The 23,754-nt window shown below is 63.0% G+C and carries 18 protein-coding genes; 4 read left to right on the forward strand and 14 right to left on the reverse strand.

All coding sequences use genetic code 11. The features are described 5' to 3' along the window. Positions 1–14 precede the first annotated feature (14 nt). From nuoM to H096_RS03695, 4 genes are all read left to right on the forward strand, one after another. Positions 15–1,547, forward strand: coding sequence for an NADH-quinone oxidoreductase subunit M (gene nuoM, locus H096_RS03680; RefSeq protein ID WP_033896840.1), 1,533 nt, complete (start codon positions 15–17; stop codon positions 1,545–1,547). A gap of 7 nt (positions 1,548–1,554) precedes the next feature. After that, entirely contained in the window at positions 1,555–3,018 is a 1,464-nt protein-coding gene (gene nuoN, locus H096_RS03685; protein ID WP_033896841.1) for an NADH-quinone oxidoreductase subunit NuoN, read from the forward strand. A gap of 238 nt (positions 3,019–3,256) precedes the next feature. After that, entirely contained in the window at positions 3,257–3,607 is a 351-nt protein-coding gene (locus tag H096_RS03690; RefSeq protein WP_033896842.1) for a toxin, read from the forward strand. Continuing rightward, entirely contained in the window at positions 3,597–3,911 is a 315-nt protein-coding gene (locus H096_RS03695; RefSeq protein WP_033896843.1) for an XRE family transcriptional regulator, read from the forward strand. Before H096_RS03690 ends, H096_RS03695 begins: the two co-directional genes overlap by 11 nt. Positions 3,912–3,946: 35 nt before the next feature. On the opposite strand, the gene tagF is transcribed toward H096_RS03695, so the two are convergent. The 14 genes from tagF to tssB all read right to left on the reverse strand — a co-directional run bounded on the left by tagF (position 3,947) and on the right by tssB (position 23,744). After that, entirely contained in the window at positions 3,947–4,492 is a 546-nt protein-coding gene (gene tagF, locus H096_RS03700; protein WP_033896845.1) for a type VI secretion system-associated protein TagF, read from the reverse strand. Positions 4,493–4,501: 9 nt separating this feature from the next. Next, positions 4,502–8,065, reverse strand: a complete 3,564-nt coding sequence (tssM, locus tag H096_RS03705) for a type VI secretion system membrane subunit TssM (protein ID WP_051421940.1) — start codon at positions 8,063–8,065, stop codon at positions 4,502–4,504. A 2-nt stretch (positions 8,066–8,067) separates the two neighbouring features. Then, a complete protein-coding gene (gene icmH, locus H096_RS03710) occupies positions 8,068–9,339 on the reverse strand; it encodes a type IVB secretion system protein IcmH/DotU (RefSeq protein ID WP_033896846.1) in 1,272 nt (423 codons plus the stop codon). Between the two features lie 15 nt (positions 9,340–9,354). After that, entirely contained in the window at positions 9,355–10,686 is a 1,332-nt protein-coding gene (gene tssK, locus H096_RS03715; protein WP_033896847.1) for a type VI secretion system baseplate subunit TssK, read from the reverse strand. Between the two features lie 78 nt (positions 10,687–10,764). Then, the gene (tagH, locus tag H096_RS03720) at positions 10,765–12,183 is read right to left on the reverse strand and encodes a type VI secretion system-associated FHA domain protein TagH (protein WP_033896848.1); all 1,419 of its coding nucleotides are present in this window, start codon (positions 12,181–12,183) and stop codon (positions 10,765–10,767) included. Positions 12,184–12,201: 18 nt separating this feature from the next. Next, positions 12,202–14,163: a type VI secretion system tip protein VgrG gene (locus H096_RS03725; protein ID WP_033896850.1), complete on the reverse strand. Its 1,962-nt coding sequence runs from the start codon at positions 14,161–14,163 to the stop codon at positions 12,202–12,204. 4 nt (positions 14,164–14,167) lie between these two features. Next, positions 14,168–14,968 carry a hypothetical protein gene (locus H096_RS03730; protein WP_033896851.1) on the reverse strand — a complete coding sequence of 267 codons (801 nt, stop codon included), beginning with the start codon at positions 14,966–14,968 and terminating at the stop codon, positions 14,168–14,170. A gap of 26 nt (positions 14,969–14,994) precedes the next feature. Further along, positions 14,995–17,622, reverse strand: coding sequence for a type VI secretion system ATPase TssH (gene tssH / locus H096_RS03735; protein ID WP_033896853.1), 2,628 nt, complete (start codon positions 17,620–17,622; stop codon positions 14,995–14,997). Continuing rightward, positions 17,615–18,634, reverse strand: a complete 1,020-nt coding sequence (gene tssG / locus H096_RS03740; RefSeq protein ID WP_033896877.1) for a type VI secretion system baseplate subunit TssG — start codon at positions 18,632–18,634, stop codon at positions 17,615–17,617. The genes tssH and tssG overlap by 8 nt, the downstream gene beginning before the upstream one ends. Further along, positions 18,619–20,496, reverse strand: coding sequence for a type VI secretion system baseplate subunit TssF (gene tssF / locus H096_RS03745; RefSeq protein WP_033896854.1), 1,878 nt, complete (start codon positions 20,494–20,496; stop codon positions 18,619–18,621). The genes tssG and tssF overlap by 16 nt, the downstream gene beginning before the upstream one ends. After that, the gene (tssE, locus tag H096_RS03750) at positions 20,493–21,011 is read right to left on the reverse strand and encodes a type VI secretion system baseplate subunit TssE (RefSeq protein WP_033896855.1); all 519 of its coding nucleotides are present in this window, start codon (positions 21,009–21,011) and stop codon (positions 20,493–20,495) included. Before tssE ends, tssF begins: the two co-directional genes overlap by 4 nt. 149 nt (positions 21,012–21,160) lie before the next feature. Continuing rightward, complete coding sequence (locus H096_RS03755; protein ID WP_016978511.1) at positions 21,161–21,643, reverse strand: type VI secretion system tube protein Hcp; 483 nt, start codon at positions 21,641–21,643, stop codon at positions 21,161–21,163. Positions 21,644–21,665: 22 nt separating this feature from the next. Next, positions 21,666–23,165 (reverse strand): type VI secretion system contractile sheath large subunit, encoded by a 1,500-nt coding sequence (tssC, locus tag H096_RS03760; RefSeq protein ID WP_033896856.1) that lies wholly within the window; start codon positions 23,163–23,165, stop codon positions 21,666–21,668. Between the two features lie 78 nt (positions 23,166–23,243). Then, positions 23,244–23,744 carry a type VI secretion system contractile sheath small subunit gene (gene tssB, locus H096_RS03765; protein WP_033896857.1) on the reverse strand — a complete coding sequence of 167 codons (501 nt, stop codon included), beginning with the start codon at positions 23,742–23,744 and terminating at the stop codon, positions 23,244–23,246. Positions 23,745–23,754: the final 10 nt, after the last annotated feature.

Below are 23,754 nucleotides of genomic sequence, written 5' to 3' on the forward strand. Positions count from 1 at the left end.
GAAACGAGCCTGTCATGATTCTGCCCTGGCTAATCCTGATCCCCTTCATCGGCGGCCTGCTCTGCTGGATGGGTGAACGCTTCGGCGCCACCCTCCCCCGCTGGATTGCGTTGCTGACCATGTCCCTGGAACTCGCTCTTGGCCTCTGGCTGTGGGCCCATGGCGACTATTCATTTGCTCCGGCACCGGGTGTCGATCCAACGTTCGCGCTTGAATTCAAGCACGTGTGGATCCAGCGCTTCGGCATCAACGTGCACCTGGCCCTCGATGGCCTGTCGCTGTTGATGATCCTGCTGACCGGCCTGCTGGGTATCCTCTCGGTACTCTGCTCCTGGAAAGAGATCCAGCGTCACGTGGGCTTCTTCCACCTGAACCTGATGTGGATCCTGGGCGGTGTCGTCGGCGTGTTCCTCGCCCTCGACCTGTTCATGTTCTTCTTCTTCTGGGAAATGATGCTGGTGCCGATGTACTTCCTCATCGCGCTCTGGGGTCACAGTTCTTCGGACGGCAAGAAAACCCGGATCTACGCGGCGACCAAGTTCTTCATCTTCACCCAGGCTTCCGGCCTGATCATGTTGGTGGCGATCCTGGGCCTGGTACTGGTCAACTTCAACAACACCGGCGTGATTACCTTCAACTACGCCGACCTGTTGAAAACCAAGATGTCCCTGACCACCGAGTACATTCTGATGCTGGGCTTCTTCATCGCGTTCGCGGTGAAGCTGCCGGTGGTGCCGTTCCACTCCTGGCTGCCTGACGCTCACGCACAGGCGCCGACCGCAGGTTCCGTGGACCTGGCCGGTATCCTGCTGAAAACCGCTGCCTACGGCCTGCTGCGTTTCGCCCTGCCGTTGTTCCCGAATGCCTCGGCCGAGTTCGCGCCGATCGCCATGACCCTGGGTCTGATCGGGATCTTCTACGGTGCGTTCCTGGCGTTCGCACAAACCGACATCAAGCGTCTGATTGCCTTCTCGTCCGTTTCCCACATGGGCTTCGTACTGATCGGCATCTACTCCGGCAGCCAACTGGCGCTGCAAGGCGCCGTGATCCAGATGCTGGCCCACGGTGTCTCGGCCGCTGCCCTCTTTATCCTGAGTGGCCAGCTGTACGAGCGCCTGCATACCCGTGACATGCGTGAAATGGGTGGCGTGTGGTCGCGCATCGCGTACCTGCCAGCGATCAGCCTGTTCTTCGCCGCCGCGTCCCTGGGCTTGCCGGGTACCGGCAACTTCATCGGCGAGTTCCTGATCCTGATGGGTGCATTCGTGCAAACACCGTGGATCAGTGCGATTGCTACCTCCGGCCTGGTGTTCGGTTCGGTCTACTCGCTGATCATGATCCACAGCGCCTACTTCGGCCCGGCCAAGTCCGACACCGTCCTGCAAGGGATGGATGCTCGCGAACTGATCATGGTGCTCGGCCTTGCGGTGCTGCTGATCTACATCGGCGTGTACCCGCAACCGTTCCTGGACACTTCTGCCGCGACGATGCATGGCGTGCAGCAGTGGTTCGGCACCGCCTTCTCTCAACTCGCTTCGGCCCGGTAAGAGCGCTATGGAATTCACGATCCAACACTTTATCGCGCTTGCGCCGCTGCTGATTACCAGCCTCACCATCGTGGTGGTGATGCTGGCAATCGCCTGGCGTCGCAATCATTCGCAAACGTTCCTGCTGTCCTGTGCCGGTCTCAACCTGGCCCTGCTGTCGATCATCCCGGCCCTCAAGGTCGCGCCATTGGCGGTCACGCCTTTGATGATGGTGGATGACTTCGCGCTGCTGTATATCGCGTTGATCCTGGTCGCGACCCTGGCGTGCGTCACCCTCGCCCACGCCTACATGGGCGAAGGCGGCACCGGTTACCCAGGCAACAAGGAAGAGCTGTACCTGCTGATCCTGCTGGCTGCGGCCGGCGGTATCGTGCTGGTCAGCGCACAGCACCTGGCGGGCCTGTTCATCGGCCTGGAACTGCTGTCGATCCCGACCTACGGCCTGGTGGCCTACGCCTTCTTCAACAAGCGTTCCCTGGAAGCCGGCATCAAGTACATGGTGCTGTCGGCCGCCGGTTCCGCGTTCCTGTTGTTCGGTATGGCCCTGCTCTACGCCGAAGCCGGCAGCCTGAGCTTCACCGGTATCGGTCACGCCCTGGCCAGCACCAACATGCCTGCGCCAATCGCCCAACTGGGCCTGGCCATGATGTTGATCGGCCTGGCGTTCAAGCTGTCGCTGGTGCCGTTCCACCTGTGGACCCCGGACGTGTACGAAGGCGCCCCGGCGCCGGTGGCGGCGTTCCTGGCCACCGCGTCGAAGGTTGCTGTGTTTGCGGTGATGGTGCGTCTGTTCCAGATCTCCCCTGCTGCCAACACCGGTGTACTGAGCACCGTGCTGACCGTGATCGCCATTGCGTCGATCCTGTTCGGTAACCTGCTGGCCCTGACCCAGAACAACCTCAAGCGTCTGCTGGGTTACTCCTCCATCGCTCACTTCGGCTACCTGCTGATCGCCCTGGTGGCGAGCAAAGGCCTGGCTGTGGAAGCCATGGGCGTGTACCTGGTCACCTACGTGATCACCAGCCTGGGTGCATTCGGCGTTATCACGCTGATGTCGTCGCCATTCAAAGGCCGTGACGCCGACGCCCTGTACGAATACCGCGGCCTGTTCTGGCGCCGTCCGTACCTGACCGCCGTGCTGACCGTGATGATGCTGTCCCTGGCCGGTATCCCGCTGACGGCGGGCTTCATCGGCAAGTTCTACATCGTCGCCACCGGTGTTGAAGCCCACGAATGGTGGTTGGTTGCCTCCCTGGTACTGGGCTCCGCGATTGGCGTGTTCTACTACCTGCGCGTGATGGTCACCCTCTACCTGATCGAGCCAAACCTGCGCCGTGTGGATGCCGAGCTGCATTGGGAACAGAAGGCAGGCGGCGTGATGCTGCTGGCCATCGCCCTGCTCGCGTTCTTCCTGGGCGTGTACCCACAACCGCTGCTCACCCTGGTGCAGCACGCGGTGCTGGGCGTTTGATCGCTTAGCGGGATGCAGTCAACAAAACGGCGCCTTCGGGCGCCGTTTTGCGTTTCTGGGGGAGTGGCTTTTACCCTCCCCTATTCACGGAATTTTCCTCAGCCATCTGCCTCCTCATCCGGCATCTACTCGATGAAGGCCGCCGTATGGTGTCTGCGTTTTAGGAAAGTTCCCACAGCAGGGTCACTTGACCCATCGCGGGTGGGCCACCAAACTATACGCAGGCTACGTACAGAACATGGATGCTCTATTTATCGAACTGCCGGCCTTCGAGCGGCATCGCAAGGACTATCTGAGTGACGAGCTTTTCCAGGGTTTTCAACAAGAGTTGATGAAAAACCCGGAAGCAGGAGATGTGATCGAGGGAACAGGCGGACTGCGCAAGGTTCGCTTCGTCGATGAGCGGCGCAACAAAGGCAAGCGCGGTGGCCTGCGGGTCATTTACTACTGGTGGTCGGGCGGCACGCAATTCTGGCTGTTCACCCTGTACGGCAAGCACGAACAGGATGACCTGACACCACAGCACAAAAAAGCCCTAAAACACCTGCTGGACAGGGAAATCAAAGCGAGAACACATTATGAAACGTGAAATCTTTTCCGAACTGGTCGAAGGCTTCGACGCCCTGGCAGACGAACGCCAAGGCAAAGTCACCCTGCGAACCCACAAGGTTCACCTCAAAAACCTGGCGCCACTCACCGCCGAGGAAGTGGTCGCGGTGCGCCAACAACTCAACCTCTCCCGGTCGGTGTTCGCCATGTACCTGCGCACCAACACCCGCACCCTGGAAAACTGGGAGCAAGGCCGGGCCAAGCCGAACGCCCAGGCTGCTACGCTGATCCGCCTGGTGGCACGTTTCCCGGAAACCGTGGCGCAACTTGCTGCATTGGGTTGATCAGCAAAGCCCCGACAGGTTCGGGGCTTTTTCATTCAGGGCCATGGGCCGCCGAGCATGTCGGCATAGGTCTCAGCATCGGGCAATCCCTCCCCTTCCCAACGCGTCGGCGCAACGTGGGGGGAACCTTCGCTCCAGAACAACACCCGCATGGCGGGATCTGCTCGTTCGATAAGCATGGGCAATGGCAACGCCTGTACTGACTCATCAAATACTTCGAGGGAAAACGCCTCGCTCAAGGCTGACAACGCCAAGCGCTCCACCTCACCATGCCAGGTCGCATCCAACATCAGCCCGTCTCCAACTGCCGCAGCAACGGTCAGTGGAAAATAGCGCCCCACCCGATCCACACTGGGAATCATCACCCCGGCCCAGCCCTGTTCACCACACACACCCGCCGTCAACGCAAAGTGCCAGATCGGACTGCACAGATACACCTCCAGCCATTGCTCGCCCAGACGCTCATGACTGCACTGCAAACCGGCCTGCAACCAGGCGTCCCACGGGCCAAGGAATTCCGGTGCCAAGCGACGACTGACAAAGTCTCCCAGGGTGGGAACCTTGCCAAAAAATCCATTCATGGCTGTTTCCTAAAAGCTGCCCGGGCAATGGAACTGCTCGATGCTGTCGCGGCGGAACGGATTGATCACACTGCTGGCCCGCAGCAGATACGCCACCCGATGGCCTTCCAGATTGAAGGTCAGTTGCAGCTGTTCGCCCTGGGTGCTCACCACAGCCTTGTCCATCATGCGCAGCCAACCCCAGGGGCCGTCGCTGCGCAGTGGGCTGGCCAGACCTGGCGTGGCATCGAGTCGCACCAGGCCGCCGGACTTGCCGCTGGGCAGCGAGATACTGGCGAAGTCGGCCACCGTCCCAGCGTCAAACACCACCGGCTGGCCATCGATATCCAGCGTGACCTTGCTCAGTGCCGGATCTGCCCCCAGGGTTTTCAAGTCGAAACGCATGGACGGCTGGCGCGCACCGGCCACGAAGAACATATCGCGCAACTTGGCGCCACGCTGGAATTGATTGAGTACATCCTGGGAGATATTCAGCGGCGTCACGCCAGTTGAACGCCAGCGCCACTGGATGCCGCTCATGTCGACATACGCCGCAAGGTTCTTGCTGAAAAAATCGTCCATCAACCCACCGGGGCCGAAAAACTTGCCGAAGTCATCGGCGGTGGCATCGCGGGCCGAGCTGCGCACCAGCGGATAACGCCCATCGATGGCCGCCCGACAGAACGGTGCGCCGCTCGCCTCCCATAGTGCATTCAACCGGGCTTTTTCATTGCCAAGGGTCAGCGCCGTGCCCCCCGATTCCACATCCCGCAGCAGCGTCGACAACGGCGCAGGCTGCGTGTCACCCGAGCGTTTCAAGCGCCCCAACACCTCGTTGGAAGGTGCCGGCGCAGCACTGCGGCGCGCGGCGTCAGCGCTGTCGAAGAATTGCCCGGCGTCCTTCAGCGACGCCAATACCTCATCCACCGGCTGCGGACCGGTGCCGTTGCCCACCAAGCGATGCAGCGCGGCGAAATGCGGGTCCACCGGGTTGGCCGACGCGTCCGCCACCGGTGCCGGGCTATCGCCACCCAGCGCCGATTGCAGCTTTTGCGTGGCCGCAGCGATCTTGTCGCGCACGCGCTGATCGGTGTCCTTGATTGTGGTCGAGGTCAACACCCCCTCCAGCGTGGTTTCCTTCGACACCGCCACCAGCAACGCGCGCAACGGTGAATCGCTGGCGGCGAGCACATTGGTCACCAACGAGGCCTGGCCAAGGCTGGTCAACGGTGCCAGGTGCACATCCGCAAGGAAACTGTCCCATTGGCGGATGTAGTCGGCGTAGTAAAGCTCCAGCACCGCCGCCTGCATGGCCGGGTTGGCGCCGGCAATCTGCGCCGACTCCTGGCGGTCCAGTACCCAACTGTCCTTGGCCATCTCGGCCACGGCCTGCGGGGTCTTGCGGGTCAGTTCCCGGTAGCCGGCGATGCTGTAGACGCCACTCACCCCACGGGACAACGGTTCGCCACTGGCGCGGGTAAACAACGACGAAACATCCCGCCCCACCGCACTGTTCACACTCAGCTCGGGCAGGTGTTGCTGGTCGACCTGGCGCTTCACCCGGTTATAGATGCGCTGGGATAACGGCATACTCGCCAACGCCAGGCGCACCTTGGCCACCAGCGCGCTGTCCAGTTGCACCGGCTCGGCCTCGTCGTCGGTCTCCAACAGCGCCGTGACGTGGTCCGACAGTTGCTGCAACTGTGCAGGCGTGGCCTGGGGCAGTTCGCGACGCCAGTCCACATCGACCCAGGCCTGCACCGACGGCGCGTCGAAGAACTGCCGCTCGCCGAGCATCAGGTAGGCACGCAGGGTTTCGTAGAGAAACTCCTGATTGCTCGCATCGCCACGTCGCAAGGCGTTTTCCAGGTTGGCGACGATATGCGGCAACAAGGTGCTGCGCAGCAAGCGCCGATACAACGTGACTGCGCCCGCACCGAGCTTGTTGCCCTGGTACAGGCCCATGCGGCTGAGCAACGGCACACTGCGGTCGCCGTCGCTGTAGCCGCTGGGCAACGCGCGCGCAGCATTCAGCAACGGCAGGGTCACCAGCACATCGCCTTCGGCCGGCAGTGCTTTGGCCAATTGCGCGACGTTGGTGGCGGCACTGGACGCATCGGCGATCAGTTGCAGGTTGCGGGTATAACTGATGGTCATGCCGACCAGCAGCAGGACGAACGCCACACCCGCCGCCATGCGCCCCGCGCGGCCGAGCAGGCGTCGGCGCCGTTGCTCTTGGTGATTGACCCCGGCGAGCCCGGCTTCCTTGAAGATCACTTCGCGCAGCAGGCGGGTGATGAAGTAACTGCGCCCACTGGCGACATTCGGCGCCAGCACCTTGCGGCCCAGACCGAAGGACGCCGCCAGCGAGGTCAGCACCCGATCAATAGGACTGCCCTCCTGGGTGCCACTGGTGAAATACACACCCCGCAGCAGTGCCGGTTCCTGGTAGCGATTGGCTTCGAAGACTGTATTGAGAAAACGCGTGAGGCCGTCGCCCAGGCTGGCGAACTGTTGCGGGAAGCTGTAGAGCAACGCGCGTCGTGACAAGTCACGCTCCTGTTGCAAACGCTCCAGCACACGCCGTTGCAACTGACGCTCCAGGGCATCGAACTCGCCCGGGAACGACGCCAGGCCCGTCTCCACCTGGGGTGGCTGGGCCAACGGAAAGGTCACGCCCCACACCTGCGCGCGTTCGTCGCGGCCGAAGGTTTCGAAGAACTCCGAAAAGCCCGCGAGCAAGTCGCACTTGGTGATGATCACATACACCGGGAAGCGCAAGCCCAGGCGCTCGTACAGCTCATTGATGCGCGCGCGGATCGCCACGGCTTGAGCCTGGCGTTGGGCCTCGGTCTGTTGCAACAAGTCGCTGACGCTCAAGGCTACGATCACACCGTTGACCGGGCGTTGGCGGCGGTACTTTTTCAGCAAATCGAGGAAGCCGCCCCACGCGGCCTTATCGACTTCGGTGTAGCTGTCCTGGGTGGTGTAGCGCCCGGCAGTGTCGAGCAGCACCGCTTCATCGGTGAACCACCAATCGCAATGCCGCGTGCCGCCGACACCGCCGATGGCACCGCTGCCCATGGCCTCGCGCAGGGGAAATTGCAACCCGGAATGGGTCAGTGCCGTGGTCTTGCCGCTGCCCGGCGCGCCAACAAACATGTACCACGGCAATTGATACAGGTACTGCCCGCTCATCTTCCAGCCAGGATTGGCCTTGCGCAGCACCGCCATGGCCGAACGCATGCGTTCGCCCAACTCGGCCACTTCGGCCTGGGACTCACGCACGCCGGGCGCCACCGTTGGCGCATCGGCCACGCCCGCCATCAAACCACGGTTGGCACGCCAGGCCCGCCACAGGCGCCAGGCAAAATAGCTGACCCACACCAACACGAACAACCCGATCAAACCCCAGCGCCGCGACTCCGGCGCCAACGGCTCGCTGCCGTTGAACGCCAGCAACGGGCCTTCGTACCACACCAGCAGGGACAGCAAGGCCACACCGATCAGCGACAACAACCAGGGCTTGAGCAGCCACAGGATGAAGCGCTCCACCGGGGACCATAACAACGAAAACAGCGTCGAAAAATTCATGGCTATTGCGCCTGGGAAGGGATCAATACGGTGATATCGACGCGGCGGTTACGCGCGCGATTCGCCGCTGAATCGTTGGGCACCAAGGGTTCGGTTTCGCCACGGCCTTCGCTGCGGTAACGCTCCACCGGCCCGGCCCGTTGTGCCAGCAAGCGTGCGACGGTCTTGGCCCGCGCCTGGGACAGATCAAAGTTGGAGCCCAGCCGTGAGGTCGCCGAGGGCCGCACGTTGTCGGTATGCCCAACCACCACCACATCCCCCGGCACCGTAGCCAGGGCATCGCCGATGCGTGCGAGCAAGCCGTCGAAGTTGCTCGACACTTCGGCACTGCCGGAGGCGAACACCCCATCGCCGCGCAGTGTGATTACCGAGCGGTCGGCGCTGTCTTTCACCGCCACCAGCCCCTGGGCCACTTCCGGCGCGAGGAAACCGGCCAGGCGCACGGGCGCAGGCGTGGCCGGCACCGCCACCTTGAGCGGCGAAGCCACACGGATCGAACCCAGCTGGGCAAACACCGGGTCGGACGCACGGTTGAGCAACCAGCTGTAGGTCAGTTGCACACTCAACAGCAGCACCGCCGCCACCGACGCCAACACCCACAACGGCACCCGCCGCAACATCGAGGCCTGCGGCGCTTCGGCACCGCGCCAACGCGGTGACAAGTCTTGCTCCTGATTGCCACGTTGCTGGTTGATCAAGTGCAGCAGGCGTTCACGCAGCAACCCCAACTGATCGAGGCCGCGATCCAGCACGCGATAACGTCCCTCCAGGCCCAGCGCCATGCACAGGTACATCAACTCCAGCACGTCGATATGGGTACGCAGGTCCTGGCTCAGGCGCTGCAGGATCATGAAGAACTTCTCGCCGCCCCACGCCTCGTTGTGGAAGGTCACCAACAGGCTGCGGCTGCCCCACACTCCGGCGCCCCACGGGGTGCTGGCGATGGTTTCGTCGACCAGAGTGCACAACGCGTAGCGCGCGGCGGCCACGGTTTCCACGTCGACCTGGCTGGCGCGGGCCTGGGCTTCGAAGGCCTGCACCGCCTGGATCAGGCGTTGGCGCAGGCTTTCCATATCCGGCATGGCCGTGAGGCTGCGCAACGGCACCACCAGGTCCAACAGCGGGTTGGCGGCACGCACCAGCGGGTTGAGCCCCTGGCCCTGCAACACCATGGCTTCGCGCTGTACCGGTGTTACCGGCGGTGCTGCCCTGCGTCCACCTGGAGTGGGAATCAGCAGGGTGCGATCCGGGTCGCCTTCAAAAGTGTCGTTCACGTCAGTCACCTTGCCTTAGTTGCGGATCGCCCAGAACTGCATGTCCAGCCCTGGGAACACCCCGGCGATATGCAGGGCAAAGCCGGCCGACTGGCTCAGCAATTGCCAATATTCGCTGCTGCGATCAAGTTCGAAATAGGTAAAACCGGCGTGGAACGGCAACTGCCGTGGCGCCACCGGCAAGGGGCGCAGACCGATGCCCGGCAGTTGCAGGTTGACCAGGTCGCGGATCTTCTCCACCGAGCCGATCTTCACCTGCGGCGGGAAGCCGTTGCGCACGCTCTCGGCGGACATCTGTGCCTGCACCGCCAGGATAAAGGTGGCCGAACGCAGCAGGTCCTGGTCGGGCAGCACCGCCACACGAATGCCGTACTGGCGCTCTTCCAGCGGGATCGCGATGGCGCGCGCATCCATCACCGTCGACAGTGCACGGCGCAGGTCGAGCATCACCGGGGCGAAGGTTTCCGCCAGGGCTGCATGGCGGTACGCCGGGTAGGCAGAGGCGCGCTTGTCATCGCGGGTAAAGGTCGCCAATTCACCGGCCAGGCTCGCGAGGTCGCGGTACAACTGCTCGGGATGCAGGCCGGTCATCGCGGCCAAGTGGCGCACCAACGGCAGGCTGCGATTGAGTACCTGCAACAGCAGGAAGTCGGCGATTTCTGCGGCGCCGCTGCCATCGGGTTGAGTCAGGCGCGACGCCAGCGCCTCGACCCGCTGCTGCACCAGGCCCAGCAGCTCATCGACAAACGCCCCCAGGCGTTCGGCGGCACGGATGTCCAGACACGGCGGGCAGTAAGTGCGGTCGAGCACCACGCTTTTGTCGGCACGTTTTTCCACCACATGGGCGATGCCCAGGGTGGTGTAGGCATCCGCTACATCGCCTTCAAACGCCAGGCGCAGACGCAGTTTGCCGATGCTCATCAACGCGCTGCTGTCCAGGCCATTGCTGTCCCAGGCTTCGTACTCGCTGCTGCGATGGCGGGCGAAGTTTTCAAAGCTGGGGTTGTCATCCACCTCCGACACGCCAGGACGCAGGCTGGGCAGCGCCAACACCACTTTCAGATCGCGGGCGTCGCCGGGGATCTCCAGTGGCAACGGCATTTCATCGCCGAAAGGCAGGCCAACCGGCGTACCGTCAGGCAACACGCCGCTGAACGACAACAAGGACAACTTGCCCATGGCCAACTGCTGCGGGTCGATTTCCAGCGTGGAAAAACCCCAGCTGTAAGCACGCAAGGCACTGACGCGGGCTTCCAGTTGGGCCTGCAGGAAACGGTCATGTTGTTGCAGGTGTTGAGGCTGCAACAGCATGCCTTCGGACCAGACGACTTTGTTATTCCAGGACATGACTATTACTCAAAAATGGGTGGATGGCTGTGGTGAGCGGGCTTGTCCCGCATTGGCCTGCGAAGCGGGCCCTGCCCCTCATTGCCGCATCCGCGCGACCTGTTCCTCATAAGCCTTGGAAAACAGCTCACCAAACAACCGCTGCAAATCCTCATCGGCATCCCGTGCCAGGTCTTCGTAGCGCTCCACCAAACGGTCCCACAACCGCGCCTTGCGCCGCGCCGGCATCCACTTGTCCAGCGCGCCATGGGTGGTGCGGCGTTGCTCGACCCGTGCCGGATCAAAGCGCTGCACCACCGCACCAAGGGCCGCGCGCATGCCGGCGATCACCGCCAGTTCATGAGCCTTGAGGTCTTCAAATGAGGCGTTCATCGCCTTGACCGGGCGCATATAGGCCGGCGAGTCGCCACCGAGCATCTGGGTAAGCGCGCTGTCGGCGTCGGGGAAGAATTTGAGTGGGTTGTTGGAATAGGCACCGATCATGGTCATGTCGATATGGCTTTCGCGCTTGGTCAGCGCGCGGGCCATGAGCACATCCATGGTGCCGGTGGTGGCGGCGCGGAGCATTTCGCCGACCAACTGGGCCAGCTCCGTGGGGGTACGGGTGGTGTGAAGGTCGGGGAGGCCCAGGCCTTGGAGCAACGCATGCAACACAGCGTCATCACTGTTGGACGCGGTCAATGTGGGAGCGGGCTTGCTCGCGAAGGTCTCCAAGACGATCGGTTGTTCCTGGATGACCGCGTTATCGTTCTTCGCGAGCAAGCCCGCTCCCACATGGGGTTCCGGGGCAACCGTGGGTTGGGTGGACAGGCCAAACAACGGGTCGTAATCCTCCGGAATCACCTGCGGCTCCGCTTGCCACAACGGCGCGTTGAACGCCTGCAACTGCGGCGCCACGTGGTCACTTTCAGTGCCGCGAAACGCTGGCGTCAGCGATGGATTCAACCCCAACGGGTCCGACAACGGCATCGCCCCGTCAAACAACGAGCCGCCCTCCAGAATGCGCGCACCGGCCAAGTCATCATGCAGCAGCACCGGCACCACCACTTCCGGGTTGCGCACCAACGGCTGGGGCACTTCCAGGGGTGGCAGCGGCGCGGCCACGGGCGGCGGTGGAGGTACAAACAACGGCGGCAGGATCCGTGTCGCCAGGGCATCGTCTTCGGGTTCGACGGCGGCTGGCTGCTCCAGGCGCACTTCCAGGGCGTAATCACCGATCACCAGGCGATCCCCCTCCTCCAGCACGCGCTCGCGCCCGTTACCCAGCGGACGCTCATTGACCAGGCTGGGATTGCTGCCGGTGTCAGTCAGGTAAAACTCGGCGCCACGCAGCTCGATGCGCGCATGCACCCGCGAAATGTATTTGCCAGGGTCGTCCAGGGTCAGGTCATTGTCCGGACCTCGGCCGATGGAGCCACCCACCTCGGTAAACCGGCAGATCACGTCACCGGGCATCGGTTGGTCACGGTAGCTTTTGACCAGCAGGATCAGGTTCATAGTGGGCTCCTGTAAGGGTTATTTGCCATCGTCGGCCTCCTTGGGCGGCAACGGCACGCCGGCAGGTCCGGTGGCAGCCGACAGTGCCAGTGCGGTCGCGGCAGTGCCGGCCTGGGGCAATGGGATGGGAATGGTCGAGGCGAGAATCATCGCCGGGGTGAGGGTGAGAAAGGTCGTGCCGACCTTCAGGGTGATGGTCGCCCCGGCTTCGATCACCACGTTCATGCCACCCTTGATATGCACGTCGAGGCCGGCAGTAACACCGGTCTTCAACTTGCCATCGATGATCATGTTGGTGCCGGCGGTCATCGACACGGCGCCGGTGGCTTTTTCGTTGCGATTGCCGCCTACTGAGGAATGCCGGTCACCGCCGACTTTCTCGCGCAGGTCGTTGTCGACTTTTGAATGGCGGTCACCGCCGACCCAGTCCAGGGAGTCCTTGAGCACGCGCTGGTCGAGGTTCTTCTGGGCGTGCAGGAACACCTGTTCCGCGCCTTTCTTGTCTTCGAAACGCAGCTCGTTGTAACCACCGCCGCCCTTGGATGAGTTGCTTTTGATCGTCGAACGCGTGGCATTTTCCGGCAGCGCATAGGGCGGCAGGGTGTCGGCGTTGTAGACACTGCCGGTCACCAGCGGTTGGTCGGGGTCGCCTTCAAGAAAACTCACCACCACCTCCTGGCCGATACGCGGCGTGTACAGCGCGCCCCAGCGTTTGCCAGCCCAGCCCTGGGCCACACGAATCCAGCACGAACTGTTTTCATCGCGCTTGCCTTCGCGGTCCCAGTGGAACTGCACCTTGATGCGCCCGTATTTATCGGTCCAGATTTCCTCGCCTTGCTTGCCCACCACCATGGCCGTCTGCGGGCCGTGCAGCAGCGGCTTGCGCGACACACACGGCGCACGGAATTGCTGCTGGCGCGACAGGGCAACGAACTCGCAGGTGAGCACCGGCTCGGGATGGTCCGGCGGCGTCGGCTCGTAGGTGTCCGAGGACAAGCGATAACGCGCCTCCAGCAACAGGAATTGCGCGTTCTGCTCGCTGCGCGGGTGTTCGGTCAAGGTCATCAGCGCGCCCGGAAACAACCCGCGCGCGCGGGTGGCGCCAGTGACGCGCTGGGTGCCGGTGTGCAGCGACTCGATCAGCGTGCGCGCGTAGGTTTCACCCTGTTTGCGCTCGGTGTACTTGCCGGGGTAGTCGTAACGTTCATGACGCGACTGCGGGTAACTGCCGGCCAGGGTCGACTTGGCCAACAGGTTGGCACTGGGCTTTTCGAAGTCGAAGTCCTGCAGGGTGTAGCCGCCCGGTTCCACCTCGCCACTCATGCGCCAGTCGTAGATCACTTCGCTTTCGCGCATGGCGTGGTCTTCGGCGGGCATGAAACGCACCTGGGCGTACTTCGGTGCGGGCGAATGGGCACCGTAAGAATCAGCCAGTACCAAGGTGTGACGCCCGGCCGCGCTCTTGAAGAAGTAGTAGATGCCCTGCTGTTCCATCAAGCGGCTGACAAAATTGAAGTCGCTCTCGCGGTACTGCACACAGTAGGTCAGCGCCTTGTAGCTGGCGCTCAAGCCCGAGGTGTCGACATCCGCAATGCTGTAGGGCGCGAACACCTGCTTGAGGATGTCCGGCACGCTCAGTTCCTGGAAAATCCGGCAGTCGCTGGCCAACGTCAGGAACCACAGCCACGGTCGCAACACCGCCGTGTACGTGGCGTAACGCCCCTGGCGACCGGTGAACGCGAAGTGGCTGACGTGCCCGTTGAAGTAGCGGCTGCCGCCCTTGGGCAGGTCCACCGCGACCGTCATCTGGGTGGCCAGCAGGTCATCGATATTCAGGTCGGCGCGCTCGCTGTACAGCTCCAGCCGGTATTCGCTGAGCTGGGACAGGCCCTCAAGGGCCTGCATGCGCCGGAACAGCAACACGTCGGCTCCCAACACACTGGTGACCTGGATTTCGCGATGAGCTTGGGTCGTGGCCATGGCGTCAAGGCACCGGGTAGAAGGTATGGATGTGCAGGGTGCCGTCAGGCATGCGGTCGACCAGCATGCAGGCCGACGAGATCTGTACCAGGCCTGGCGTATCGCCGCCTACCACATCGCGGCGCGACTGATAGAGCAGCACCGGATTGACGCCGATGACAGGGTTGACCGGTGTTTCGATCGTCGCGCGCGTCGCGCCGGCATCGAGTGTCTGTAGCTGCTGAAAGCCGATGGTGGAATTGAGCACATCGCGAGCGACAATCGCGGCTTGCTGGGAGTCGGCAAACACCCCGGAAAACTCGGTGCCCAGAAACTTGTTCACGTAGGTCCGGTTGATCCGATTGACAATGGCCCCGCCGACAGCGGTGGGCAGCGGTTGCGCGGCCAGGGCATTGGCATTGTCGATCAGCCGCTGCCGGCCGGACGCCAGGCCGGCGTTAATGCGCGCGGTAATCGCGCTTCGATTTTTTTGCAGCTCGAAATGCTCCCAAGTGTCCTTGACCTCTTGGCCATTGGCGGGTCCTGGGAGGGTCGAGGTACCCATGATGAACGCCCGCCCTGGCTCAGTGATGGGTGCTGTTCCCGGATTACCAATCGATCGGCCAGACGGGCTGGTCTTGCCCTCGTACCCGCCCGGCAAATCCTCACCGGTTGGCCGCACCCGGTCGGAAATCTGCAAGCCACGGGCATCCACATGCAAGGCCAACGCATGCCCCGGTTGCCCGTTGTGCGGACTGGCACGGCCGTCACTTTGCTGCAACGCGGTCATGACTTCGTAAAGGCCATAGTTTCTTGCGTAAGGCATAGGTATCACTCCTGTCATCAATGGGCTCAGGCAAACCGATATCTGAATTCGCCGCCTTCGACGGTGACAGCCACGCAGGTGGCCGGTGTTCCAGCGAGCAAGCGCTTGAGAAATTCGGTACTGATCGCCGGCAACATCGAGTTGGTCAGGATCGCGTCGATCATCCGTCCGCCGCTTTCCAGCTCGGTGCAACGGCTGGCGATCAGTTCCACGACGTCCTCGCTGAAGGTGAACGGGATCTTGTGGCCCTCGGCGATGCGCTTCTCGATACGCCCCAGTTGCAGGCGGATGATGCTGCCGAGCATGGCGTCGCTCAGCGGGTAATAAGGGATCACCACCAGGCGCCCGAGCAAGGCCGGTGGGAAAACGTCGAGCAAGGGTTCGCGCAGCGCCTTGGCGATGGTGTCCGGCGCGGGCAGGCTGGTTTGCGGATGGCGGCAAAGACGACTGATCAACGCGGTGCCGGCGTTGGTGGTGAGCAGGATCAGGGTGTTCTTGAAGTCGATGATCCGGCCTTCGCCGTCCTCCATCCACCCCTTGTCGAACACCTGGAAAAACAGTTCGTGCACGTCCGGGTGGGCCTTCTCCACCTCGTCCAGCAGCACCACGCTGTACGGCTTGCGTCGCACCGCTTCGGTCAGCACGCCGCCTTCGCCGTAGCCCACGTAACCGGGCGGCGCGCCCTTGAGGGTGGAGACGGTGTGCGCCTCCTGGTACTCGCTCATGTTGATGGTGATGACGTTCTGCTCGCCGCCATACAACGACTCGGCCAGGGCCAGCGCGGTTTCGGTCTTGCCCACCCCGGAAGTGCCGGCGAGCATGAATACGCCCACGGGTTTGCCGGGGTTGTCGAGGCCGGCGCGGGAGGTCTGGATGCGCCGCGCGATCATCTCCAGCGCATGGTCCTGGCCGATGATGCGCTGGCCCAGGCGCTCGGCCAGGCGCAGTACGTTTTCGATCTCGTTCTTGACCATGCGGCCCACGGGAATGCCGGTCCAATCCTGCACCACCGAGGCCACGGCCTGTTCATCGACGCTGATGAGTACCAGCGGATGTTCGCCCTGCTGCGCGATCAGTTCGTCCTGCAGTTGGCGCAAGTCGGCCAGGCCGGCTTCGCGGTCATCGGACTCGGCCAATTGGCTGCGCAGGCGCTGGATCTGTTCCACCAGCGCCAGCTCGTTATCCCAGCGCCCTTCCACTTCGTCCAGGCGTTCGCGTTCACTGGCCAGCAAGGCTTCGACCGAGGCGCGACGGCTGACGGTGTCCACGCCGATGGCGGTCTCGCGCTCGATGATTGCCAGCTCGGTTTCCAGGGACTCGATACGGCGCCGACTGTCATCCACCTCGGCCGGGGTCGCATGCAGGCTGATAGCGACGCGAGCACAGGCCGTGTCGATCAGGCTGACGGCCTTGTCTGGCAGCTGCCGCGCCGGGATGTAGCGGTTGGACAAGCGCACCGCCGCTTCCAGCGCCGAATCGAGGATGTGCACCTGATGATGGTTCTGCATGGTTTCGGCAATGCCGCGCAGCATCAGGAGCGCGCGGGCTTCATCCGGTTCGTCCACCTGCACGGTCTGGAAGCGTCGGGTCAGCGCCGGGTCTTTCTCGATGTGCTTCTTGTACTCGGCAAAGGTCGTCGCGCCTACTGTGCGCAAGGTGCCTCGGGCCAACGCCGGCTTGAGCAGGTTGGCCGCATCGCCGGTCCCGGCAGCACCGCCCGCGCCGACCAGGGTATGGGTCTCGTCGATAAACAGCACCACCGGCTTGACGCTGGCCTGCACCTCGTCGATCACCGAACGCAGGCGCTGCTCAAACTCGCCTTTCATGCTCGCACCAGCCTGCAACAGGCCGACGTCGAGGGCCAGCAGTTGCACATCCTTGAGGCTGGGCGGCACGTCGCCACGGGCGATGCGTTGGGCAAACCCTTCGACCACGGCGGTCTTGCCGACGCCCGCCTCGCCCACCAGGATCGGGTTGTTCTGGCGGCGACGCATGAGGATGTCGATCACCTGGCGAATCTCTTCATCGCGACCGACGATGGGGTCCATCTTGCTCGTACGCGCTTGCTCAGTGAGGTCGACGGTAAAGCGCTTCAGGGCTTCCTGCGGTTTGCTCGGGGCCAGTGCGCCGAGGTCTTCGCCGGGCGCCTGGTAGCCGTCGCTGGCGCTCATCCGGGCTTCGGGGGAGTCCTTGAGCAACGCTGCGAATCGCTCACTCAAGTCATCGATACCGACCTTGTTGAACTCACGGGAAACCCCGTACAAGCCGTTGCGCAGGCTGGGGGTTTTCAGGAGTGCCAACAGTAAATGGCCGGAGCGCACCTGGGACTCGCCGAGCATCAACGTGGCATACACCCACGCACGTTCGACGGCTTCTTCCACTTGCGACGACAAGTCGGTGACCGACGTCGAGCCGCGGGGCAAGCGGTCGAGGGCCGCCGTCAGGTCACGGGCCAGTACGGCCGGGTCGATGCCGTAATGACGGATCAGCCGCAGCAGGTCCGAGTCGGTCAGTTGCAGGATCTGCTGCAACCAGTGCACCAGCTCCACATAGGGATTGCCGCGCAGCTTGCAGAACACGGTGCTGCTTTCAATCGCCCGGTAGCACAGGCTGTTGAGTTTGCCGAAAAGCGCGACGCGACTGATATCAGCCATGGGCAGGTCCTTGAGGGGTAATGGAGAGGCGCGGGTTGATCAGCAACTGCCGATCATCCTGCTCGGGGGCCTGGCTTCTCAGCCAACTGGTCCAGCCCAGGGGCGCGGAACCGAGGCGCAAGCCAGGCAGTTGTTCTTTCTTGACGATCAGGTTGACGTCCCAGTCCAGCGCCAGGCCGACGTATTGGCGCACCCAGTCCTGCACGCGCTGCAGGCTGTCGCCACCGGGCAGCAGGCGACGGGTTTGCGCCAGGTCAAGGGGGCCGATCAACAGGCGGAACTTGTGCTGGGTGTTCCAGACTTTCTTGCCCATCACGGTGGTCTGGCCGAGTACGGCGGCATCGGGGCCGCTGCGCAGCGCGCACAGGCCGTCGGCGGGCAATTTCATCCAGTGGCCGACAAACTGCTCGACCCGCACCGGCACGCCGAGGTAGTCGGTCAGTAGCGCGGCCAAGCCCTCGGCATTGCGCGTCTGCGGGCCCAGCCGTCCGGCGAAGTGCAGCTTGGCCACGTCGGGCACTGCGTTGCGGTCCAACAGTGAAGCCTGGCCGATGCCGATCAGGGAGCCCAGGTACTGCGCAAAACGGTCCGCTCCCGGGCGGTCCAGGCTCACCGCCGGCTGGGCACTGGCCCAGGCGCGGTAGAACAGGCTGATCATGCGGTGGTGGAACACGTCGCAGAACGCCGCGAGTGTGGGGTCGTTGCGGTTGCGTTGGCGGTCGCGGATGTATTCGGTGAGGTGAATCGGCAACGGACCGTTGGCGCCCATCAGGCCAAAGAAATTCAACAACAACTTGGGCACAGCGCCGGGCGTGAGCGCAGCGATCATCGCTGGCTCGAACGCCAGCGACGGCTGCTGCCCGAACCGCACGGCCTCATCCGCCGGGCGCGCGGCCTGGCCGATACGCGGCAAGTGCGCAAACGCGCACTCGAGCTGACGCAGCGCGCCGTAGAAATCGAAGCGCGCCGGGTGCGCCTCCAGGGCACCGAGCAGGGTCAGAGGATCTCGCATCTGCCCACCCGCGCTGGCCATTGCATGATCACGCCACGCGTGGTGCTCTTGATCAGCGTTTCGGTGAATGCGTTGAGCGATACGTACTTGGCAAAAAACTGCTCCAGCACCGAGCCCAGCACAAATACACCAGCGCCTTCGAACGCCGCTTCATCCAGGGTCACGCAGACCTGCAAGCCACGGCCATAGGTGATCGGCCCTGGCAACGGCAGGCGCCGCACGATGCTTTCGGCCGTCACCGAACGCAGGCCTTCGATCTGCTTGTGGGCGGCTTCGTCTTCAATACGGCAATACAGGCGCAGTAACTCGCGCAATGCACTGGCACCCTGCTCCTTGTCCTGGTCCAGCAACGACAGGTAGTTGAGGGACAAATGGCTGACCAGCCGCCATGCGGTTTCGCCCTCGGCAAAGGATGGCGCCGGCACCGTGGGCCCGGTGAGGCATCGCACCGCCTGCACCGGCGCGCCGGACTCGACGCTGAAGTCGCTGCGGCCACTGCCTACCGGCATGCTCAACACCAGGTCACGGTTGCTGCACAGGGTGTCGATGCCCAACTGGCGAAGGTCGCTGCGGTGCGGGGCTTCCTGGGCGTCCACCAGGGACAGGAACAACTCGCTGCCGATGTAGCTGGAACGAGGGCCTTGGCGGTGCTGTTGCTCGGACAACACCCGCGCATCTCGGCGCACTTGGTAAAAGGCGTTAGGCGGCTTGCGGGCGTGCAGGTCATTGGCGCGGTAGAACGACTCGAAGGTCTGGCTGGCTTCCGCGCCACTGCCGTAGCCGGTCACACCTTCGATCTGGTAGATCTCGTAATCCATCGGCCGCGTGCGGTCCGCAATCACGTGGTATTCCGCCTGCTGGTCGGACAGGTGCACACGCTCGGCGCGCATCGGGAACAGGTTGATCGCCGGCGTGCAATACAGGCCGAAATTCGCTGCGCTGAGGCTTTGTTCCAACAGCGGATCGAGCTTCTTGAACAGCACGATCACGTCCAACTGTTCAGCGCTGCAGCGGCTGACGCTATTGCCCAGTCCCACCACGTCGGCAAACATGAAGCGCTGCGGCATGGCGAAGTATTCCTGCAACAGCCGATAGCCCTGGAACTGACGCGGGCCGGTGGGCAGCAACGCTTCGCTGTCGCTGTAGCCCAGGCTGCGAATCGCGCTCTTGGGCAGGAATTGGTGCCAGTCGACATGCTCCTGCACCGGCATCACCAGCACGCCGACGGCCTGGGCCAACAGGTGTTCGAGGATGCGCGACGGCATGGCGTCGCCGCCACGGATGTGCAGCGGCAGGTTATCGAGGGACAGGTCGCTGAAAGTCAGGCCGGCACCGACCCTGAGGCGCAGGCGCAGGGCCGCCTTGACCCCGCCCAGGCGCGACAGATCAACACCTGCCACGTGTGTGCCGCAGGCAAAGTAGCGCGCCTCGACCAGCTCGATCGGCCACAAGGTCACATCATGGGCCGTGCGGAATTCGCAGGCGGTCTGGTCGCCCTTGCCCAATTGGCTGTGCAGCGCGGTGTCGCGTGGCACCTTGAACCCAGAGGCCAGGCTGCCCTCGCCCATGTCCGGCTGCAATTGCACCACCGCCATCGACGGCGTGGGCGCCAGGTATTGCGGGTACACCAGTTCCAGCAAGTGGTTGGTAAAGCGTGGGAACTCGGCGTCGATCTTCAACTGCACCCGCGCCGCCAGAAAGCTGAACCCCTCCAGCAACCGCTCCACATAAGGGTCGGCACAGGCATAGGTTTCCAGCCCCAGGCGTCCGGCGACCTTGGGGTAGTCACGCGCGAATTCACCGCCGACTTCCCGCAGGTGTGCCAGTTCACGTTCGTAATAGCGCAGCAGTTTGGCGTTCACCGCACGTCCCTTGTCTCGATATCGAAGACCCTGGCCTCACCTGCTTCCAGGTCGAGTTCGGTCTTCAGGTACAGGCGCTCGGGCAACGGTTGGCCCCAGAGTTCGCCATGAATTTCAAAGGCCATCTGGTTAGGACTGGCCGTAGCCCACGAGGGCACCACCGGCACCACCCGCACGCTGTTGCGTAAAATCCGCGGTTCAAAATCCCTGATCGCCTGGCGGATGCGCCGCCCAAGCTCGTCACGGTCCAAACCGGCGGCGGTCTTGCCGGCAAGATCCGGCAGACCAAAATTGACCACCGACTGCATCGCCAGTGGGTAGGCGCTCAAGTCACGAAAACTGCCCAGGCTGGTGCTGTTGAGCAGCCACCCCAGGTCACGCAACACCGCCTGGCGCAGGCCGCGCATGGACAGCACGCGCTTGTCCCGAGGCTCCACGGCATGCTCAGTGTCGTCATCGCTCAAGCGGTCGAGCAACGACGGTTGCAGGCGTTCGCGACTGGTGAGTTCAGCCATGGTTAAGGCCTTGAGTAAGGTTCACAATGTTCTCCACTGTGGCGAGGGAGCTTGCTCCCGCTGGGCTGCGCAGCAGCCCCAAAAACTTAGGGCCGCTTCGCGCCCCAGCGGGAGCAAGCTCCCTCGCCACATCCACCGGGGTGTCAACATCAGATTTTCTGGTTCTTTTCCAGGTCCCACTTCTTCGGCGTGCCGGTGATCACGGTGTCGCCGGTGAAGGAGTCGAACTCGTAGCTGATGGTGGTGAAGTTGATAGAGATGGTTTCGCTCGGGCGCTCGCCGTTGCTGCTGGCGGAGTAGGAGCTGATGATCGCGCTGCCGAGGATCAACTTGAGGAACACCTGTTGCTTCTTGTCCGGGCCGCCGGTCTGGATGAAGTGGATCTCGGCATCACCCAGGCTCTTGCCGCACACGGCCTGCATGAACAGGTCCGCGGAGGCCAGGTCGGTGACCTTGGTCATGGAGATTTCCGAGAACGACGGGTTACTGGTGTCGCGATCGGCGCCGCCACCGCTGGTGGAGATCGCCCGGCCGACACCCATCTGGATTGCATCGATGGTGATCCAGTCCTTGTGCCCGTCGACGGTGGAAGTGCCTTTGATCTGGGTGCCTTTGAAGTTCAGCAAAATCATGGTGGTTACCTTTCAGGGTTGATCAGTTGGATTTGGTGGACGGCAGCTTGGAGACCAGGCGCAGGGACACGGTCAGGCCTTCGAGCTGGTAGTGCGGGCGCAGGAAAAACTTGGCGCCGTAGTAGCCGGGGTTGCCTTCGATTTCTTCCACCACCACTTCAGCGCCGGCCAGTGGCTTGCGCGCTTTGTCGGCGTCGGTGGCGGTGGCCGGGTTGTGTTCCACGTAGCGGCCGATCCAGTTGTTGAGCCAGATCTGCATGTCATCGCGCTCTTTGAACGAGCCGATCTTGTCGCGCACGATGCACTTCAAGTAGTGGGCGAACCGGCAGGTGGCGAACAGGTACGGCAGGCGCGCGGCCAGGTTGGCGTTGGCGGTGGCGTCCGGGTCTTCGTACTCGGCGGGTTTGTGCATCGACTGCGCGCCGATGAAGGCCGCCAGGTCGCTGTTCTTCTTGTGCACCAGGGGCATGAAACCGTTCTTCGCCAGCTCCGCTTCACGGCGGTCGCTGATGGCGATTTCAGTCGGGCAGGTCATGTCGACGCCGCCGTCATCGGTCGGGAAGGTATGCACCGGCAGCCCTTCCACCACACCGCCGGATTCAATGCCGCGAATCTGCGAGCACCAGCCGTAGTGTTTGAACGAGCGGTTGATGTTCACAGCCATGGCATAGGCGGCGTTGGCCCAGGTGAAGTCCTTGGCGCCAGCGGCGTCGGTGGTTTCTTCGAAGTCGAACGCTTCCACCGGGTTGGTCTTGGCACCGTAAGGCGCGCGGGACAGGAAACGCGGCATCGCCAGGCCCACATAACGCGAATCTTCACTGGCACGGAAGCTGCGCCAAGCTGCGTGTTCCGGGGTCTGGAAGATCTTGGTCAGGTCACGCGGGTTGGCCAGTTCCTGCCACGACTCCATCAGCATCACGCTGGGGTCGGCGGCGGTGATCAACGGGCAGTGCGCCGCCGCACTGACGCGGGCCATCTGGGTCAACAGCTCCACGTCCGGGGCGCTGTTGTTGAAGTAGTAGTCGGCCACAAACGCGCCATAGGGCTCACCACCGAACTGGCCGTATTCTTCTTCGTAGAGCTTCTTGAAGATCGGGCTCTGATCCCAGGCCACGCCCTTGAACTTGCGCAACGTCTTGTGCACTTCGTTCTTGGAAATGTTCATGACCCGGATCTTCAGCGACTCGTCGGTCTCGGTGTTGTTGACCAGGTAATGCAGGCCGCGCCAGGCGCTTTCCACGCCCTGGAATTCCTCGTGGTGCAGGATGTGGTTGACCTGTTCGGTAAGTTTCTGGTCGAGGGCAGCGATCAGTCCTTCGATGGTGCCCAGCACGTCGTGGGGCATCAGCTGAGTGCCTTGCAACGCTTGCTCGGCCAGGGTGCGCACGGCGGTTTCCACCGCTTCCTTGGCTTTGTCGGTCTTGGGCTTGAACTCTTTTTGCAACAGGCTGGCGAAGTCGCCGGCGTCGAACTCGGTGGTGACCAGCGGCTGTCCGGCCTGTTCCGATTGCGGAGTGGACATGACGGTTTCCTCGAATTTTGGGCAAAGCTTCCCCGTACCGGGGCAAACGAGGCTCCGGCAGAGTCAGCGGTTATTCAGTTATTCAGGCTGTTTGGGCGCAGTGCTCAAGGCCTGCATCACGCTCGGGTCGGCGAGCAGTTTGGCCAGCAGTTCCTCGGCACCCACCTTGCCGTCCATGTAGGTCAGCAGGTTGGACAATTGGCTGCGCGCGGTGAGCAGTTGGTTGAGGCTCGGGACCTTGCGGGCGATGGCGGCCGGGCTGAAATCGTCCATGGTTTCAAAGGTGATCTCCACCGGCAGGTTGCCCTCGCCGCTCAGAGTGTTGGGCACCTGGAACGCCACGCGCGGCTTCATCGATTTGAGGCGCTCGTCGAAGTTGTCGATGTCGACTTCCAAAAACTTGCGCTCGGCCACCGGCGGCAACGGCTCGGCGGGTTTGCCGGAGAGGTCGGAAAACACCCCCATCACGAAGGGCAACTGCACGGTTTTTTCCGAGCCGTAGATCTCCACGTCGTATTCGATCTGCACACGTGGCGCCCGGTTGCGAGCGATAAACTTCTGACTGCTTTCTTTGGCCACAGGACGAGCT

Source organism: Pseudomonas sp. FH1, from assembly GCF_000510895.2.
Taxonomy (GTDB): Bacteria; Pseudomonadota; Gammaproteobacteria; order Pseudomonadales; family Pseudomonadaceae; genus Aquipseudomonas; species Aquipseudomonas azotoformans_A.

Bases quoted from the DNA above. Each gene is read 5' to 3' on its own strand.
- nuoM (WP_033896840.1), top strand. From the start codon at position 15: ATGATTCTGCCCTGGCTAATCCTGATCCCCTTCATCGGCGGCCTGCTC.
- nuoN (WP_033896841.1), top strand. From the start codon at position 1,555: ATGGAATTCACGATCCAACACTTTATCGCGCTTGCGCCGCTGCTGATT.
- H096_RS03690 (WP_033896842.1), top strand. From the start codon at position 3,257: ATGGATGCTCTATTTATCGAACTGCCGGCCTTCGAGCGGCATCGCAAG.
- H096_RS03695 (WP_033896843.1), top strand. From the start codon at position 3,597: ATGAAACGTGAAATCTTTTCCGAACTGGTCGAAGGCTTCGACGCCCTG.
- tagF (WP_033896845.1), bottom strand. From the start codon at position 4,492: ATGAATGGATTTTTTGGCAAGGTTCCCACCCTGGGAGACTTTGTCAGT.
- tssM (WP_051421940.1), bottom strand. From the start codon at position 8,065: ATGAATTTTTCGACGCTGTTTTCGTTGTTATGGTCCCCGGTGGAGCGC.
- tssK (WP_033896847.1), bottom strand. From the start codon at position 10,686: ATGTCCTGGAATAACAAAGTCGTCTGGTCCGAAGGCATGCTGTTGCAG.
- tagH (WP_033896848.1), bottom strand. From the start codon at position 12,183: ATGAACCTGATCCTGCTGGTCAAAAGCTACCGTGACCAACCGATGCCC.
- H096_RS03725 (WP_033896850.1), bottom strand. From the start codon at position 14,163: ATGGCCACGACCCAAGCTCATCGCGAAATCCAGGTCACCAGTGTGTTG.
- H096_RS03730 (WP_033896851.1), bottom strand. From the start codon at position 14,968: ATGCCTTACGCAAGAAACTATGGCCTTTACGAAGTCATGACCGCGTTG.
- tssH (WP_033896853.1), bottom strand. From the start codon at position 17,622: ATGGCTGATATCAGTCGCGTCGCGCTTTTCGGCAAACTCAACAGCCTG.
- tssG (WP_033896877.1), bottom strand. From the start codon at position 18,634: ATGCGAGATCCTCTGACCCTGCTCGGTGCCCTGGAGGCGCACCCGGCG.
- tssE (WP_033896855.1), bottom strand. From the start codon at position 21,011: ATGGCTGAACTCACCAGTCGCGAACGCCTGCAACCGTCGTTGCTCGAC.
- H096_RS03755 (WP_016978511.1), bottom strand. From the start codon at position 21,643: ATGATTTTGCTGAACTTCAAAGGCACCCAGATCAAAGGCACTTCCACC.
- tssC (WP_033896856.1), bottom strand. From the start codon at position 23,165: ATGTCCACTCCGCAATCGGAACAGGCCGGACAGCCGCTGGTCACCACC.